Here is a 17,641-nt window from a genome sequence, read left to right on the forward strand (position 1 = left end):
GAGATACACGTGCATGTTATTTGAAGATTTTGATCTCGACCCCCGCCTACTTGAATCGCTTAAGGCGATGGGCCATAAAAGCCCGACCCTTATTCAGCAACAGACCATTCCTTTGGCAATGGAGCAGCAAGATCTTCTAGCACGTGCACCGACTGGAACAGGTAAAACAGCAAGCTTTTTATTACCTGCCATGCAGCACTTGTGTGATTTCCCTCGTCGCTTCAACGGTCAAGCTAGGGTACTGATCTTGAGCCCGACCAGAGAATTGGCCAGCCAAATTCATCGTTATGCAAGTCACCTAGCAACGAATTTGGATCTAGATATTAGCTTGGTCACTGGTGGTGTACCTTATGCGCCGCAAGAAGAAGCACTTGCAGGTAACGTCGATATCTTAATTGCTACTCCTGGTCGCTTAATGGAGTATTTAGATAAAGATAAATTTGATGCTACTGAAGTAGAAATGCTAATTATCGATGAAGCTGACCGCATGCTAGATATGGGGTTTTCTTCAGTTGTACAGTCAATTGCTATTGAAGCTCAGGGGCGTAAACAGAATATGCTGTTCTCAGCCACATTAGAAGGTGGCGGCGTCAATCGTTTTTCACGCGAGTTGCTGACTGAGCCAGTATTAATTGATATCGAATCTCCACGCAGCGAAAAGGCAAAGATCCACCAATGGATCCACTTAGCAGACCATCATCAACACAAATTTGCTTTGTTGTGCAATCTACTGCAACAAGAGCAAGTTAAACGTGCCATCGTTTTTGTAAAAACCCGTGAAGTTGTTGCCAGCCTCGAAGGTTTGTTACTCCAAGCCAATATCCCGTGTGCTTTCCTTCGCGGTGATATGGAACAGAAAAAACGTTTCCAAGCTTTAGGCCGCTTTACCAAAGGTGAAGTTAATGTGTTGCTTGCAACGGATGTCGCAGCCCGTGGTATTGATATTGACGATATTACCCATGTGATTAATTTTGATATGCCTCGCTCAGCAGATACTTACGTTCACCGCATTGGTCGTACAGGCCGCGCAGGGGCTAAAGGTACCGCAATATCATTAGTTGAAGCCCATGACATGCGTATTGTGGCTAAGATTGAGCGTTATATTGAACAGCCTTTAAAACGCCGCATTATTGAATCACTCAGGCCGAATAACAAAGAAGCCAAGGTGCCAACAAAGAAAAAAGCAAAAGATAAGAAAAAGCCAAAGAAAGCAAAGAAAAAATAAACTCTATGTCACCTTCAGCTAACCACTAAACGCCGTATATTTTAGCCTTGATAGCAGCTTTTAGTACCTAGCCTTTCTTAGAAAAAACGAGCAACATTGCTCGTTTTTTTTATGCCTGTAATTCCATCACACAATGTTGATAATTTATATAATGTTAGCAATTGTAATGATTGAACTTTTTTACTTAATTATTCTGCAATTGCAGCTTATACTGGTTAAGATGGCGAAACTAGCACCAATTAATAACAAATGAATAACATTTTAGTTTTGCATCTAATGAGAGTCTGGTAATTTAGACAAATATAAAAATCAACTCTTATAAAGCCATCAAGCAGTTACACCACTTATGACTTGAAGCATGGATAAGCTATCAAAATGATAATTAAAATTCTAAGAAGACTTTTACCCTTTCTGATCATCATCATCGCTATTGGCATTACTGTCGTAATAATGAGTACTAAGCAGGAGCCGGAGCAAAAAGAAGAAACCATTGCTTTACCTGTTGTCGAGGTGATTGAAGTGACCCCTCAAACGGTATCACTTAATTTACCTTCATACGGTGTCGTTAACCCCAAGTACAAAACTCAACTGGTCACAGAAGTGCAAGGACGATTACTTCACTTAGACCCAAGTTTTGTTGCCGGTGGTGTGGTTAAAAAGGGTCAACAATTAGCCCAAATCGAACCTTCAGATTATGAAGCTGACCTGATGCAAGCCGAAGCATCACTCGCTCAAGCGAAAGCTGTTCTCGATGAAGAGATTGCACGCGGTGAGGTGGCAAAAATTGAATTCAAAGACTTTGATGGCGGCGTAGCCCCAGAACTAGGCTTACGTATTCCGCAGCTGCGCAAAGAACAAGCCAATGTAAAGTCTGCCCAAGCGGCTTACGATAGAGCTCAGCGCAATCTTGAGCGAACCGTGATTCGTGCTCCTTTTGATGGCATCATCAAAGCCCGTAATGTTGACTTGGGCCAATTCATCACCATGGGCAGCAACTTAGGCGAACTATATGCCACCAGCATTGCTGAGATACGCTTACCTTTGTCTAACAACGATCTCGCCTATTTAGAGTCCATTGATAACCCAGATACAAATGTCACATTGAAAGCATCTTTGGCTGGTCGAGAGGTCACTTGGCAAGGCAACATAGTGCGCAGTGAAAATGTGGTCGATGAACAAAATCGCATGGTGTATCTCGTTGCTGAGGTAACGGATCCTTACTTATTAGCCACAAAGCGTGGTGAGCAGCTTCCATTGAAATATGGCAGCTTCGTCACGGCAGTGATTACTGGTAAAACAGTTGACGGCATTGTGAGCTTACCAAGGTATGTAGTGCGAAATGATCAGGTTGCTGTGATCAAATCGGATTACAGTGTTGAGATACGTCCAGTTAATATTGTGCGCACGGACGTTGAGCAAGTTTATATTAAAGATAGTCTGCTTGCAGGAGAGCGAGTATCAATGTCAGGTAATACTGCCTTGCGTCAGGGCCAAAAAGTCAAAGTGTTAGGGGAAGCTACACCTGAGAACAGTACTGATACAGAGGAAGCAGACGAAAACGCTAACTCGACTGAGCAAATGGGTGGTAAATAATGGCGGCACAAAAAGGACTTATTGCTTGGTTTGCCCGCAACAACGTTGCCGCAAACCTGCTAATGATAGTGCTAATCATTGGCGGCCTATTCAGCGCTTCTTTGATCAACAAAGAAGTCTTTCCGACTTTTGAACTCAACTTAATCAATGTCAATGTTGCCTATCCCGGTGCCGCACCTCAAGAAATTGAGGAAGGCATTAACATAAAAATTGAAGAGTCCATCCAAGATATTACAGGGATCAAAAAAGTCACTTCAGTGGCGAGTGATAGCGTAGGTTCTGTCACCATTGAAGTGGAAGATGATTATGATGTGCAAAAGGTTTTAGATGAAGCCAAGTTACGCATCGACTCCATTGCGACATTTCCAGATAACATTGAAAAACCGAATATCTATCAAATAAAGCCTGAAAATAATGTGGTTTGGGTATCTGTATATGGTGATTTATCTCTTCATGAAATGAAGGAAATGGCTAAGCAAATTCGCGATGATATCACAGACTTACCGGCAGTTACCCGTGCACAAGTGGCTGGTGTAAGGGACTATGAGATTGGCATAGAACTGTCAGAAGACAAGTTACGTGAATACAACCTCACCTTCGATCAAGTCGCTCAAGCCGTGCAACGCTCATCCATTGATTTACCGGGCGGCTCTATTCGTGCCCAAGATGGTGACATCCTGCTGCGTACTAAAGGTCAAGCTTATACAGGCGAAGATTTTGCACGTATTGTTGTTGCGACTCACCCAGATGGCAGCCGAGTGATGTTACCGCAAGTAGCGACCATCAAAGATGACTTTGAAGAACGTATTGGCTACACCCGTTTTAATGGCCAACCAGCCGCCATTATTGAAGTGTTGAGTATTGACGATCAAAATGCACTAGCGATTTCTGAGCAAGTGCAAGACTACATTGATAACAAGAAAGCCACTTTGCCTGCTGGTGTGGAACTCGATACTTGGGGCGATCTCACCCACTACCTTGAAGGTCGCCTTAACATGATGTTGTCGAACATGTTTTATGGTGCCTTGTTAGTCTTCATTATTTTGGCACTGTTTTTAGACCTTAAACTGGCATTTTGGGTCATGATGGGGTTACCGGTGTGTTTTCTTGGTTCATTGCTAATCATGCCAATGGAACCAATCAATATGTCCATCAATATGCTGACCTTATTCGCCTTTATTCTGGTGCTGGGTATTGTGGTCGATGATGCCATTGTCATTGGCGAGAGTGCCTATACCGAAGTAGAGGAAAATGGTCATTCACTCGAGAATGTAGTGACAGGCGTTAAGCGCGTTGCCATGCCTGCTACATTTGGTGTATTAACCACCATTGCCGCTTTCACACCAATGATCATGGTCTCTGGCCCAATGGGGATTATTTGGAAATCTATCGGCATGGTGGTAATCCTTTGTCTGGCATTCTCATTAGTCGAATCAAAACTGATTTTGCCTGCGCATTTAGCGCACATGAAAGTGCGTAAACGCAAATCAACGACCAACAACCCTTTTGTTAATTTCAAGCGCGCCCTTAATGAAAAACTACAGTGGTTTATTCAACATAAATATCGTGAATTTTTAGGCTTTGCAATTAAGTATCGCTACAGTGCAGTCGCTGTTTTCTTAGGGGTGTTGTTTATTTCACTCAGCCTCGTTGCTAGCGGCAAAGTACGTTGGGTGTTTTTCCCAGATATTCCATCTGACTTTATTCAGGTGCAACTCGAAATGGATGAAGGCAGCTCAGAATTAAACACCCTCAAAGCGCTGCAACATGTAGAAGATGCACTGTATGCGATGAATGACAAGATGTCGCAAGAATATGGACAAGAGGTGGTTAAACATAGCTTTATTTCCCTTAACTCTCGCAGTTCAGCTTTCGTATTTACAGAACTGAGTAAAGGTGAGGATCGCGAAGTGGATGGTGTCGCCATCGCTGCCGAGTGGCGGGCACAATTGCCTGAGCTTGTTGGCGTGAAAAGCCTCAATATCAGTGCCAGTACTAACAGTGCTGGCGGTGACTTATCCTTTAGGCTCACATCAAGTGACTTAGAGCAGCTTTCAAGCGCCTCGAAAGAACTGAAAGATAAACTGGCAACCTATGAAGGCGTTTATGATATCTCTGACAACTTCTCTTCAGGTAGCCAAGAAATCCGCTTAAATATCCGCGCAGAGGCTGAAGCACTCGGATTAACATTATCAGACTTAGCACGCCAGGTACGCTACGGTTTCTATGGCTTTGAAGCGCAACGTATTTTGCGTAATAAAGAAGAAGTGAAAGTCATGGTACGCTACCCACTTGAGCAGCGTCGCACCATTGGCCATCTAGAGAACATGATGATCCGCACACCTAGTGGCGACTCTGTCCCCTTTTCTACCGTGGCACGAATCGAACTTGGTGAATCCTATTCATCTATTACCCGTGTTGATGGTCGCCGTGCAATCACCATTAATGCCAACGTGAATAAGAACGATGTTGAGCCATCTAAGATTGTGTCGCAAATTCAACAAGAGTTTTTGCCAGAATTGACTCAAAAATACCCACAAGTGTCATCTGCACTTGATGGCGGTAGCCTAGATGAACAAAACGCATTAGTCGGTCTCATTCAAGGCTTCTTCTTTGCGATGTTTACCATTTATGCATTGATGGCCATTCCGCTAAAATCATATACACAGCCATTGATCATTATGTCGGTCATTCCATTTGGCATGATTGGTGCGCTAGTGGGACACTTCTTACTCGGGCTGTCCATGAGTGTATTAAGCTTGTGCGGCATCGTGGCGCTTGCAGGGGTTGTGGTAAATGACTCACTTATTTTAGTCGACTTTGTTAACCGAGCAAGGCGTGAGGGGCACTCATTATTGAACGCGGCTATTGACGCCGGTTGTTATCGTTTTAGGGCGATTATCCTCACGTCATTAACCACGTTTGTGGGACTTGCCCCGATTATTATGGAAAAGAGCCTACAAGCTAAAATTGTGATCCCAATGGCCACCTCATTGGCTTTCGGTATTTTATTCTCAACCGTCGTCACGTTAATTTTAGTTCCGGTGTTATACATCATCCTTGATGATGTTAAACGTAACCTCAATCGATTCTTTGTTTGGTGGTGGCAGCCCAGTGAACAACATTAACTAATAAAAGATATCTATCGTTTCGATGCAAATAAACAGCGCCTATTGGCGCTGTTTTTGCGAGCAAAGCAACAGAATTACTGCGGTGAATTGGTTAGTATCAATCTAAGTTTGTCCAACGACACAATTTTAGAATGGCACACACATCACCCACTCCCGACACATTGGTCTATGATATTGGCGACAGTCGCTATCTCAACATTACAGGTCGCTGCACCTTAAAGTGCCAATTTTGTCCAAAGCAAAATGGCTCGATGCAAGTCCATGATTATAATTTGTCAATTAAGCACACTGTCAAAGCCGAACAGATTATTCCGCTATTGGGCGATGTCAGCCAGTTTAAAGAATATGTGTTTTGTGGTTATGGTGAACCAACACTTAATCTAGCGACGTTAGTGGCAGTTGCACAGGTCATTAAAGCCAGAGGTGGTAAAGTTAGGGTAAATACTGATGGCTTAGGTAATTTGTTCCATCGTCGCAATATTCTGCCCGAACTCAGCGAATGTGTTGATAGCTTATCCATTTCACTGAATGCCGACACTGAAGAGGCCTATAATCAGCATTGTCACCCAAGGCTGGCACACTCTTATCCAGCGTTATTAGACTTCATTGAGCAAGCACCCAAATTTATTAAACAGGTTCAAATCAGTGCAATAGATGGCTTAGAAAATGTCAACATCGAACGATGTCGTCAGATAGCCCTCGACAATGGTTGCCAATTTAAACATCGACACCTAGATATCGTTGGATAATTGCCAATTGAAAGTCCAATGTTAATCACATAGGTTCGTCAAACCATACTCCACATGGTAACATTCTGTATTAATTACCTCACTTAGTACCCTGCATAGCGTATGTTTAGAAACAAAAATAAAAATAACTCGCTAAAAACCTTGCTACTGAACTCTCAGGGTATTCGTTGGTCACAGCCAAAAATTTTATCTTTACTGAGCCAATTAATTACCCTCAATGTTGCAATCATCATCATCGCATCTATGTCAATTTCGATGGGTGAGCGTTCGCTTCAGGATGACTGGGCTAAACAACGCTATAGTGAACTGCAAACTATCGGTAATTTATCTGCTGAAAGAGCAAACTTTCTCAAGTTTAGAACCCTGACAATTGCACGCTCAGAAATACTTGAACAATTTTTAGATAACCCAACCCCTAGTAAAAGGCAGCAATTAATCACTCAATGGAACTCGTTAACCCGTAATGTACCAGAGCTGCTAAATGTTGCGCTATACGACCCAGAAGGCCGCCTAAGGTTTGCTAGCAGCGATAATTATTTCGATATTGAACTGCCTGAGCACATTTTATCGCCAGATCGTGCATTTGGCGGCAATGATATTTATTCATCGGATCTCAGTTTTGCCCCTATTGATGGCGTCATTGAGCCCTATATATACCAATTGGCTTGGTTAGAGAACCCTGACCACAGTATCCGAGGCCACTTTATCACCGTCAACTCAGTGCTTAGATTATTAGATTCCATCAAACCTGCATTTTTTGATGAAAGCTCGCCATTATTATTGTTTGACCCTGGTGGATATTTATTTGCTGGCGCTAATCAAAATAGGCCATTACCAGGAATGCCTAACAGCATAGGGGTGAGTTTAAGCCAAACCTACCCAGAACTGTGGGAAGAGATGAATACTGAAAAGTTTGGTCGTTTTCATGGCGATGAAGCCACTTTTGTATACTTAAAGTCAGAAATGATCACTCAGGACAACAGGAAGCGTGACTATTTCACACTTTCATACATACGTCATGATGATATCTCAGATAACTTTTTCAAATTGCGCATGGTCGCTATTTTCATTGCCTTACTGATTGCGGCATTGACCTCCATTATCGTGTACCACAGGCACAAAACCTCGCTGGATGAAGTAGCCAAAGATAACAGTATGCGTTTAGCTTACGGGTTATTTAACTCTGCTAAATCGAGTCTACTGGTCACTGAAAAAGGCAGAATTATCCGAGCAAATGAAACGGCTTATATCCAGTTTGATCTGCCAACAGAATCATTGGTCGATCGTACTTTACAGCTAATTTTCAATCTGACAAATGAACAGTTTGATCTGATAAAGCAAACCGTTTCTCGACATAATTCATGGAATGGTGTGCTCACACTAAATGGTGAAAATAAGGCGAGCTTTAACGCTTACATCAAACTCGATCCGGCTTTACAAACCTCACAAGAAAGGAATTACTGGATTATCACTTTCGATGATATAACTCCTTTGATTGACAGTATCAACCAAGCGACACAATACCAGTTAATGAGTGATGCCGCTGTTGCCATTGCATTAACGGATGCAGACGGTGAAATAGTTAAAGCCAACACACGCTTTAAACAGCTTATGAAGTTGGACAATATTGAGCACCAAAGTATTTTACCGCTTCTTGGCCACACCATTACTAGTCAATGGAACAATATTGCCAATGTCTTGCCTGCTCAAGGGGTGTGGACTGCACAATTGACACCTTTCAGTAATGCCAGTTTTGAACATAGCTTAAAGATATCGGTCAATGGCCAGCTTTCTCTTGAAGGAGATGTTGAATATCTCATCATCACACTAGAAGAAACCAGCGCAACCTTATCTCAAAGTGCGAATAAGCGCGCTCAACAGTCAAATAACTTTGTGATTCGCATGAGCGATTTCGAAGCTCGCTTTCACAGTCTGTCAGAATCATCTCGTAGCAGTACAAGTTTAATGTTATTGGACATCAGCCCTAGCGGCATATACAGCCATATGGGCAGCACTGAGCAGCTAGAAAAACACCATAAAGAAGTCGAGCTTGTTCTATTAATGGATTTACCTGAAAACTGCCAAATTATCAGCTGGCAATTAGGTAAAGTATTAATTTTTATTTCAGATACCAACCCAACACAAAGCCATCAATATGCCATGGAAATTAATGAGTCGTTAAGCGACAAAAGTTTAGCTGAGGGGATTAATATTGGTATAGCTGGGTATTTGGAAACACAAGAGCTTGAAGATTACCTTGCTAAATCAGAAGTGGCATTAAAACGTGCAAAACAATCTGGCGACCATAATATTTGCCAAGCATTTACACGCCCATACAACCTCGACGCTGCACCTGATTAACGATTACAGGCCTAATTACCCGAGCGTGGGCAACAGGTTAGAGAAGCCAACCCTAAGTAAGTGGGTTGATAGATTCAGGCAGCTTACTTTCGGTGATCTCAACAATGCTCGAGCGGTTCATTGTCACTTTAAAACGCGCGTACTCGATAGGCTGTTTACCATCTCTGACGGCTAGAACTAAATTTACCTGATAGCGGCGCTCCACAGATTCACTACTAACCTTGCCATCTGATTCTTGATAAATTTTATCCTTGCCGCGCTCTAAATGGCGAGCAAAAGGCACTAAGCTGAAACTCACTTGCTCTTGGATCTCTGAATACCCTTCAGCAAAAGAACGCGGCATCACACGGGTTGCAATACGGTAATGCAATACCTCTGATTCCACTTTGTTTTGTCTATGACGGTGTTTCATGATCTCAGTAATGGTGCTAGGAATATCTTGAGGACGAACAAATTCAAGCCAAACTAATTGGCGAGCTAAGGTTAGCTTACTACTGGTATCACGCAATATACGGCTCCAACGAGGTCTCCCTCGCTGAATAAATCGCCACATCGCATTACGAATATCTTCCTTAAAAATTTCACGAAACGCGTAGATCACCGCTAATGTAAAGATCAACGACATGGTTAAACCGTTAAACACGCCTTGGGCTTTAATGATTAACGCAGACACAACTAACATCACAATGCCTGTGGCTAACCCTGTCACAAACTTTTTAAGGCCTACACCTAGTACTTTGAGCTCTTCTTTAAGTACAACACCCTGTTGGATTAAACGTTTAAGTAGCAACATTTTATTTGAGATACGGTTAGCATCTTGTTTTGTGCGGCTAGAATTGTACTTGCGCTCTTGCTCACGGTAATGGTTTTCAGCGCGGCAAATCTCAACCACTTGATCTTTGATGTCGCTATAGGTTGAGCTTCTAGGCCTATTCGCTAAGGTTTTTAATAATTGCTGCTCACAAAACCAAGATAGATAATTATCTGCGTGGGCAAAATAGGATTGCCACTTGTCTTCCTTAGGTTCATTACGACGAAACTTTTTCAGTAATTGAACCACCTGCTCACTGAGATCGTTCAACGCAGGATAAAACTCATCTGGCTCCGATACCTGTCTAAGGTGTTTAGCATCAGTTTCAATGGCAACAGCAAACTGATAAGCAAACAGGTTCAGATACATTCTAAACTCTTCAAGGGTACGGTTGTTGATACTGACAAAGCGAGATTGCACTAACGGCATATGTAATTCGTGTGAGTAGTAAGCTCGGCGGCCCACTATTCCGGCGTGGTAGTATTCTTCTTCATTTAATGTATTAGCAGCAATGCCCATCTCTTTGGGGAGGTAAAAGTACAAATCTAGGCTGCGTTGTGCCCCAGATACCATTTGATGGGTAAACTTGATTGAAAGGGAGTCATCTTTCTTAATCGATACTTTTGCCACTTGCCACCATTATTTTGCCTGCCTTGTGGGTTATTATACCTTACTCGGAGTTAACATATGTGTCATTTAGATTTGATTCAAATAGAAAAATTAAATTTAGCAGGACTACAAGGTGTCGTGGAGGCAGTATCGATAAAATGGCACCTAAATACCATCTTTTAACTAAGTATTGCCAAAAAGGGGGAATTACTCACTAGCATGTGTAGGGATAGAACATGCCCAAATGTTGTTGCTTGGCGAAAATTTGATGATGACATAACTTAAGTCGCTGTCCATTTCCAGCACGCGCATGGCTTGGGTAAACCTTGAACCAACAACTATTTCCTGCTCATTTTTGCTAAGTTCACTTAATAGATATGGCTTCAAACGGCTGTGCTCACTAAACACCATTTCTTTCGGCATAAAGTCTATTTCATAAGTCATTGCCCCGACGATTAACTCCTTGAGCTCACCGTTAAAAATCGCATATTCTCGAATATGTTCATCAAAAGCAGAGTAATAGGTCATCATCAGCTGCTTATCTTGAACGGTAAGCTTGAGCAGCACATTACCTTTAGCTTTGTTGCCAATCTCGTTGACCATGTCTATGCCATAAGCATTTGCTTGGCAATCAAGCTCCCATACGCCTTTTCTCTCAGCAAAGTATTTAAGGAAAATCGTGCCTAACAACACAATGCCAACAACCATAATCACAAAGATGATTTTACGGCCCACTTTTTGAGGTTGAGTTGATAATGCACTAGCCACAGATATTTACCTCTTCCAACCAATGAGTGCTGAAAAAGCTACTTTTCTTATCATCTCTCAGTACTTTAATATTATGAAATAACCAATCGCCGAACACTTCACGCTTCAGCACAAAGCTCACTGTTTGCCAATCAGCCGATATTGAAATGGTTATCACGTCCCAATAAAGTGAACTGCACTGGCTAAATTCCTGAATGATGTCTTCTTTACGCCCAGCTAAGAAACTAAAGTTCTCGGAACCAGTGTAGATATCCAAGCGACCTATATCTCCAGCTTCAGTAATAATTTTGGCTGTCAGATCTGCCGGTTCATGTTGTGGCGCTTTAATATTTGAGCTGAGGTAAAACAAAGCAGAAATGATAACGACAGAAATAAGAATAAACTGACTAATCGACATCACGGCATTGGGTTCATCCAATACTTTTGCCTTGTGAGGCGCGCCATGACTGTGCAAAATCACACCTTGTTTCGGTATGTATTCCAATAAACAAGCATGATTGTTACCAAGGTAGGACTGCAACTCTTCAACGACATGCAGAATATGTGATTCAGTAAGCGCTTGGTTATCTTGACCTGCAACATTGATCATCGAGAGCTGATTAACAGACACAACTTGGCCGCGACGTTGGGTTAATTGTTGTAACACCCAATATTCGTGATGATTTAGCGCCCAAGCTTTATCAATGGTTTGATCGACTAGTGTCATTTGCTGTTTATCAAACCAACAGCATCCAATTTGCATCTTATACCTAAAAAGAGTTAACCCATACCTGTTGAATTATAGATAAAACAATTGCACTCAAGTGTGATCCAAACGAGATAACAGCGCATGCATTAAATTGCACACAAGTTTTCAGTCAAAAATTGAGTTTTCGACTACAATCATTCATAGCAAAATCTATTTATTTCAATCATTAAGGCTAACGCCATCAAATATTCAACAACTGCGACACTTTGTTGCAATAGACCGATTGCCAGTTACGTTTGCTAAAATTGCGTTAAGGGAATAACTATGTTCACTAAAAAGGAAACAGAATGCTTAAAAAAGCTCCTAATAAGTGCAATCAACCAACAGCGCAGTCAATCGAGATCTGAGGCATTAACTGAAGAAGATGAGCAAACACTCATTAGCCTTGTTTCTGCTCACAATAAAATTAAGTTACTCAATAATAAGCTCAGTAAACAATCCACAACCGTCACTATGCCTAGGATACTCGTCGTGGATGATGCTGACTCTATGTTAGGAGTGATGACTCAGTTATTATTCAGCATTGGATTTACCAAAGTGGACACAGCTAAAAGTGCTGAACGGGCACTGAGCATGCTATTAGAGGCTGCTAAGATAGAAAAATACTATGACATCGTTATTACTGATTGGGAGATGACTGGTAAGTCAGGCTTAGATTTACTCAAACAAATTCGCTTACATGAGCATTTGCTAGAAACTGATGTCTATATTCTCAGTTCTCATTGCGAACAAGAAAATATCCTTCAAGCCATACAAGCCGGTGTAACGGGTTACATGCTCAAACCAATCAATGCGGTCGCACTGCAAAAGAAGTTAGGATTCTATTTACCAGATAAAAACTAGCCGCATACCTTTAGGGTATGCATTCATACCTAATCATCATTGACCAGTAGAATAGAAACTAAAGAGCCTCACTCTCAAAATTAAAAAAGCTGACCGAGGTCAGCTTTTTACTCAACAATCTTCTCGGGCTCAGCAGATTAAAAGCTGTAAAGCAGTGTCATGTTTGTTTCAGTATCAGTGCTTTCTTTATCATCTAAAGGTGAGCTGTTGTAACGCACAATCACGGCGACTTTCATCGCTAATGAGCCTACAATATTTGCAGTGAGAGACGTTTCAGAACGGCCATCTAACTTATCACCCCAGTCGGCAATAAATACTTGTTTGAAAGTTGATGACTCACTTAATTGACGCTCGTAATGCACCACGGCGTGGGCAACGGCACTTGATTCAGAGCTATAACCTTTAAGTGCTTCAGATTCTGAATCTAGGCTTTGGTAGATATAACCAGGGCCAGCCTCAGCTTTGAATAAAGTCACCCCATCATCAATAAACTTATAACCATAACCAGCAGAAGTAATTGAAGTGAAGTCATAGCCAGTAAATGGGTCTACTTCATAACTCGTATTAGCGAACAGGTAGCTGCTTTCATTAAATTGATAATCACCCTGAATTGCGCCTAAATAACGCTTAGCAGTGACACTGCCTTCATCTTCTTTATAAAGCCCTTCTAGCAAGTACTGGTTTTCCCAGTTGCCTAGCTCATGCTTTAAATTCACACGACCTTTCATCGATGAAGTATCAGTATTACCTGTTGTTAACGTTGCACCTAGCTCAGCTTCACCAGCGAAGGTTCTATCGCCTTCAACAAAGTCAGCACCAGCATAGGCAGCGAATGGCATTGCCAACGATAAACCAGCAGTTAAAAGCAATTTTTTCATGTTTTTGCGTCCTTCAAACATTTCTCAAAAATTTACACCCAAATTCTCGGCAGAATACTAACACTTCAACCACAAAATTGAAAAAGTTACGCGACATTTTTTACCTTTTACCGCATCAAAATCTATCTTTTTAACTTACTCTGTAATATTTATCCCTCAAATCATGGTTTCTATGTATTGGGTAGAGATCTTGACCGCACCTAATGGTTAGCATTACTCAGTTAGATTTATTTCAGCCATAAAAAAGCCCAGCAAATGCCGGGCTTAATATGACAAATCATCAGGCTTAGTTGATCTTTGGATCTAATTCGCCAGATTGATAGGCTTTATACATAGCTTGAAGTGACTTAGGCTTAATTTTTGAACCCATGCCTGCACAACCAAATGCTTCGTATCGAGTAGTACAGATGTCAGCCATAGCCGCCATTGACGCTTTTAAGAATTTACGTGGGTCAAATTCAGTTGGATTTTCAGCTAAGAATTTACGTACAGCACCCGTCGAAGCTAAACGTAAGTCAGTGTCGATGTTGACTTTACGTACACCGTGCTTAATACCTTCAACAATTTCATCTAGTGGTACACCGTAAGTTTCAGGGATAGCACCACCGTACTTGTTAATCACTTCCAACCACTCTTGCGGTACAGATGATGAACCGTGCATAACAAGGTGAGTATTAGGAATACGCGCATGGATCTCTTTAATACGATCAATGCGCAGTACATCACCGGTAGGCTTACGGCTAAACTTGTATGCACCATGGCTAGTACCAATGGCAATCGCTAACGCATCTACGTGAGTATCAGCAACAAAACGTGCTGCCTCTTCTGGCGTAGTTAGTAGTTGGTCGTGGCTTAAGATACCTTCTGCACCTACACCGTCTTCTTCACCAGCCATACCTGTTTCTAAGCTACCTAAACAACCAATTTCACCTTCTACTGACACACCACATGCGTGAGCAAAAGCAACAGTACGACGAGTCACATCAACGTTGTACTCATATGACGCAGGCGTTTTACCGTCTGCCATCAATGAGCCGTCCATCATCACAGAAGACATACCAAGCTGGATTGAACGCTGACAAATGTCAGGATCAGTACCGTGGTCTTGGTGAATACATACAGGGATATCAGGATATTGCTCAAGTGCCGCATTCATTAAGTACTTAAGGAATTGAGGACGAGCATATTTACGTGCACCCGCAGATGCTTGCACAATCACAGGGCTGTCAGTCGCTTCAGCCGCTTGCATGATGGCACGCATTTGTTCAAGGTTGTTCACGTTAAAAGCAGGAACGCCATAACCATGCTCAGCAGCATGATCTAGCATTTGTCGTAGAGAGATAAGAGCCATTTTGTTCTCCAATAATAGGGTGATTTCTCACCTAGGTCGCTATCGCTTGGATTGATTTTTATATTTCTGTGCGGCTAAAGCATCAGTACAGCCTAAGCCACATCAGAAACGGTTTTTTTAATAATTATAATCTTATTCGTGGTACTTATTTGCCACGTTGTTCTAACATTGCCACTGCTGGTAACTCTTTGCCTTCCAAGAATTCAAGGAATGCACCACCGCCAGTAGAGATATATGACACTTTATCAGCAATATCATACTTATCTACTGCAGCTAGCGTGTCACCACCACCAGCAATTGAGAAAGCATTTGAGTCAGCAATTGCTTGCGCAATGCGTTTTGTGCCTTCACCAAATTGATCAAATTCAAACACGCCTACAGGACCATTCCACACAACCGTGCCTGCAGCTTCAATGATTTTAGCTAACGCTTCAGCACTGTCTGGGCCAATATCGAAGATCATGTCTTCATCAGATACATCTTGCACAGGCTTTAATGTGGCTTGTGCAGTAGGGCTAAACTCCCCCGCAACAACAACATCAGTAGGGACTGGAATATCACCGCCGCGGCTTTGTGCATTGGCCACTAAACGTTTTGCTTCTTCAACTAAGTCTGCTTCAAATAATGACTTACCGACTTCATGACCCGCTGCAGCCACAAACGTGTTAGCAATACCGCCGCCAACAACAAGCTGATCAACCTTAGTTGATAGGCTTTCAAGCACGGTAAGCTTGGTCGATACTTTTGAACCACCCACAATCGCCACCATTGGGCGCGCTGGGTTATCTAATGCTTTACCCAAAGCCGCTAGTTCACCAGCAAGTAGTGGTCCCGCACAAGCAACAGGTGCATGCAGGCCAACACCATGAGTCGAAGCTTGGGCACGGTGAGCCGTACCAAATGCATCCATCACATAGACATCACACAGTGCTGCTAACTTCTTAGCTAACGCGTCGTCATTTTTCTTCTCACCTACGTTGAAACGTACGTTTTCAAACACCACAACTTCACCCACATTGGCTTCAACGCCATCTAGGTAATCGTTGGCAAGACGAACAGGGCAATCTAATGCTTCAGACAAATAATTAACGACTGGTAACATTGAATACTCAACATTAAATTCGCCTTCTGTTGGACGACCTAAGTGAGACATCACCATTACCGCTGCTCCCTTTTCGAGCGCTAGCTTAATCGTTGGTAAAGATGCACGAAGTCTTGCATCACTGGTGACAACACCATCACTCACTGGCACGTTTAGATCTTCACGAATAAGCACACGCTTATTTTGTAAATCTAAATCGCTCATATTAATAATCGCCATAATTAGCCTTTCCTTCTAAGTTTAAAAATAAAGCTGTTATATAACAAAGCGCGCCTTTGGTTGGCGCGCTTGGTCACGAATTCTCATTTGCAGATGCACTTTTGGCTTGGATCATCGCCAAACTGGTGTCCAACATACGATTAGCAAAGCCCCATTCGTTGTCGCACCATAATAATAATTTCACTAAATGCCCTGCACTCACTCGAGTTTGAGTACCATCGATAATGCTTGAACGTGGGTCATGGTTAAAGTCACATGACACTAATGGTTCGTTAGTATAACCTAAAATCCCGTTAAACCGGCCATTGGAAGCAAGCTCTAACGCATGGTTAATAGTGGAGATATCTACTGTTTTATCTAATGTTACCGACAAGTCTATGGCGGTAACATTAATGGTTGGCACACGCACTGAGATCGCCTCAAACATGTCTTTCATGTGTGGCAGAATGCGCTCAATACCACGAGCAAGTTTGGTATCTACTGGAATAATCGATTGCCCTGCAGCGCGGGTACGGCGAAGATCATCATGATAGGCGTCGATGACTTGTTGATCATTCATCGCTGAGTGAATCGTGGTAATAGCACCACTTTTTACACCAAAGAGCTCATCTAACACACTGAGCACCGGCACAATACAGTTAGTAGTACATGATGCATTCGACACCACAGTATGTTCGGCTTTTAACAAGTCATGGTTAACACCATAGACAATCGTGCCATCCACGTCTGCCGATGCAGGGTGACTGATTAGCACTTGCTTAGCGCCAGCTTGCAGGTGAGTTTCACATGCTTGCCTGTCTTTTAAGCTGCCAGATGCTTCATAAACAATATCAATATCCAGTGCTTGCCATGGCAATTGGCTAGCATCAGCTTGATGCAATAATTCAATGGCATCATCACCAATCAATAATTGGTTATCTTGTAACTTAACGTCGGACTGAAAACGCCCGTGAGTGGTATCGTATTGGGTTAAATGGCAAATGGCTTCTGGTTTTGCCAGCTCATTGATCGCCACGATTTGAATTTGATCGCGCTTACCTGATTCATAAAGGGCTCTGAGAATTGAACGGCCAATGCGTCCATAACCATTAATTGCGACTCGAATCATTCAACGTCCATCATGTTTTGCATGGTAAATCACCTACCACAATGCGATATAAAAACGACCTGCATAACAATGCAGGTCGCTATTATACAGTTTCACGCTAAAAAAGGTGACTGTTTTGTCCCTCGGTTAACGTGTCTGCTTTCAA

General features: G+C 42.4%; 13 protein-coding genes. 6 read left to right on the top strand and 7 right to left on the bottom strand.

Features of this window, described 5'->3' with window-relative positions:
- The first annotated feature begins 13 nt into the window (after positions 1 to 13).
- The 5 genes from srmB to ACHUGF_RS11105 all read left to right on the top strand — a co-directional run bounded on the left by srmB (position 14) and on the right by ACHUGF_RS11105 (position 9,059).
- Positions 14 to 1,225, top strand: a complete 1,212-nt coding sequence (gene srmB / locus ACHUGF_RS11085) for an ATP-dependent RNA helicase SrmB (protein ID WP_394131180.1) — start codon at positions 14 to 16, stop codon at positions 1,223 to 1,225.
- A gap of 375 nt (positions 1,226 to 1,600) precedes the next feature.
- Positions 1,601 to 2,818 carry an efflux RND transporter periplasmic adaptor subunit gene (locus ACHUGF_RS11090; RefSeq protein ID WP_394131181.1) on the top strand — a complete coding sequence of 406 codons (1,218 nt, stop codon included), beginning with the start codon at positions 1,601 to 1,603 and terminating at the stop codon, positions 2,816 to 2,818.
- A complete protein-coding gene (locus tag ACHUGF_RS11095; protein WP_394131183.1) occupies positions 2,818 to 5,946 on the top strand; it encodes an efflux RND transporter permease subunit in 3,129 nt (1,042 codons plus the stop codon). The genes ACHUGF_RS11090 and ACHUGF_RS11095 overlap by 1 nt, the downstream gene beginning before the upstream one ends.
- 134 nt (positions 5,947 to 6,080) lie before the next feature.
- Positions 6,081 to 6,698, top strand: a complete 618-nt coding sequence (locus ACHUGF_RS11100) for a TatD family nuclease-associated radical SAM protein (protein WP_394131184.1) — start codon at positions 6,081 to 6,083, stop codon at positions 6,696 to 6,698.
- A 102-nt stretch (positions 6,699 to 6,800) separates the two neighbouring features.
- Positions 6,801 to 9,059 carry a PAS domain-containing protein gene (locus ACHUGF_RS11105; RefSeq protein WP_394131185.1) on the top strand — a complete coding sequence of 753 codons (2,259 nt, stop codon included), beginning with the start codon at positions 6,801 to 6,803 and terminating at the stop codon, positions 9,057 to 9,059.
- A gap of 52 nt (positions 9,060 to 9,111) precedes the next feature.
- Here ACHUGF_RS11105 and ACHUGF_RS11110 read toward each other — a convergent pair whose 3' ends face one another.
- The 3 genes from ACHUGF_RS11110 to ACHUGF_RS11120 all read right to left on the bottom strand — a co-directional run bounded on the left by ACHUGF_RS11110 (position 9,112) and on the right by ACHUGF_RS11120 (position 11,989).
- The gene (locus ACHUGF_RS11110) at positions 9,112 to 10,500 is read right to left on the bottom strand and encodes a hypothetical protein (RefSeq protein WP_394131186.1); all 1,389 of its coding nucleotides are present in this window, start codon (positions 10,498 to 10,500) and stop codon (positions 9,112 to 9,114) included.
- A 186-nt stretch (positions 10,501 to 10,686) separates the two neighbouring features.
- On the bottom strand, positions 10,687 to 11,247 hold the full coding sequence (locus ACHUGF_RS11115) for a hypothetical protein (protein WP_394131188.1): 561 nt from the start codon (positions 11,245 to 11,247) through the stop codon (positions 10,687 to 10,689).
- Entirely contained in the window at positions 11,240 to 11,989 is a 750-nt protein-coding gene (locus ACHUGF_RS11120) for a hypothetical protein (protein WP_394131189.1), read from the bottom strand. Before ACHUGF_RS11120 ends, ACHUGF_RS11115 begins: the two co-directional genes overlap by 8 nt.
- Before the next feature lie 270 nt (positions 11,990 to 12,259).
- Here ACHUGF_RS11120 and ACHUGF_RS11125 point away from each other — a divergent pair, with 270 nt between their 5' ends.
- Positions 12,260 to 12,838 carry a response regulator gene (locus ACHUGF_RS11125; RefSeq protein WP_394131191.1) on the top strand — a complete coding sequence of 193 codons (579 nt, stop codon included), beginning with the start codon at positions 12,260 to 12,262 and terminating at the stop codon, positions 12,836 to 12,838.
- A 137-nt stretch (positions 12,839 to 12,975) separates the two neighbouring features.
- On the opposite strand, the gene ACHUGF_RS11130 is transcribed toward ACHUGF_RS11125, so the two are convergent.
- From ACHUGF_RS11130 to epd, 4 genes are all read right to left on the bottom strand, one after another.
- A complete protein-coding gene (locus tag ACHUGF_RS11130) occupies positions 12,976 to 13,716 on the bottom strand; it encodes a DUF481 domain-containing protein (RefSeq protein ID WP_394131193.1) in 741 nt (246 codons plus the stop codon).
- A gap of 286 nt (positions 13,717 to 14,002) precedes the next feature.
- Entirely contained in the window at positions 14,003 to 15,067 is a 1,065-nt protein-coding gene (fba, locus tag ACHUGF_RS11135; RefSeq protein WP_394131194.1) for a class II fructose-bisphosphate aldolase, read from the bottom strand.
- 145 nt (positions 15,068 to 15,212) lie between these two features.
- Positions 15,213 to 16,388, bottom strand: coding sequence for a phosphoglycerate kinase (locus ACHUGF_RS11140; protein WP_394131195.1), 1,176 nt, complete (start codon positions 16,386 to 16,388; stop codon positions 15,213 to 15,215).
- Between the two features lie 73 nt (positions 16,389 to 16,461).
- On the bottom strand, positions 16,462 to 17,496 hold the full coding sequence (gene epd, locus ACHUGF_RS11145) for an erythrose-4-phosphate dehydrogenase (RefSeq protein WP_394131197.1): 1,035 nt from the start codon (positions 17,494 to 17,496) through the stop codon (positions 16,462 to 16,464).
- Positions 17,497 to 17,641 lie beyond the last annotated feature (145 nt).

It is taken from the genome of Shewanella maritima, assembly GCF_043643735.1.
Lineage (GTDB): Bacteria > Pseudomonadota > Gammaproteobacteria > Enterobacterales > Shewanellaceae > Shewanella > Shewanella maritima_A.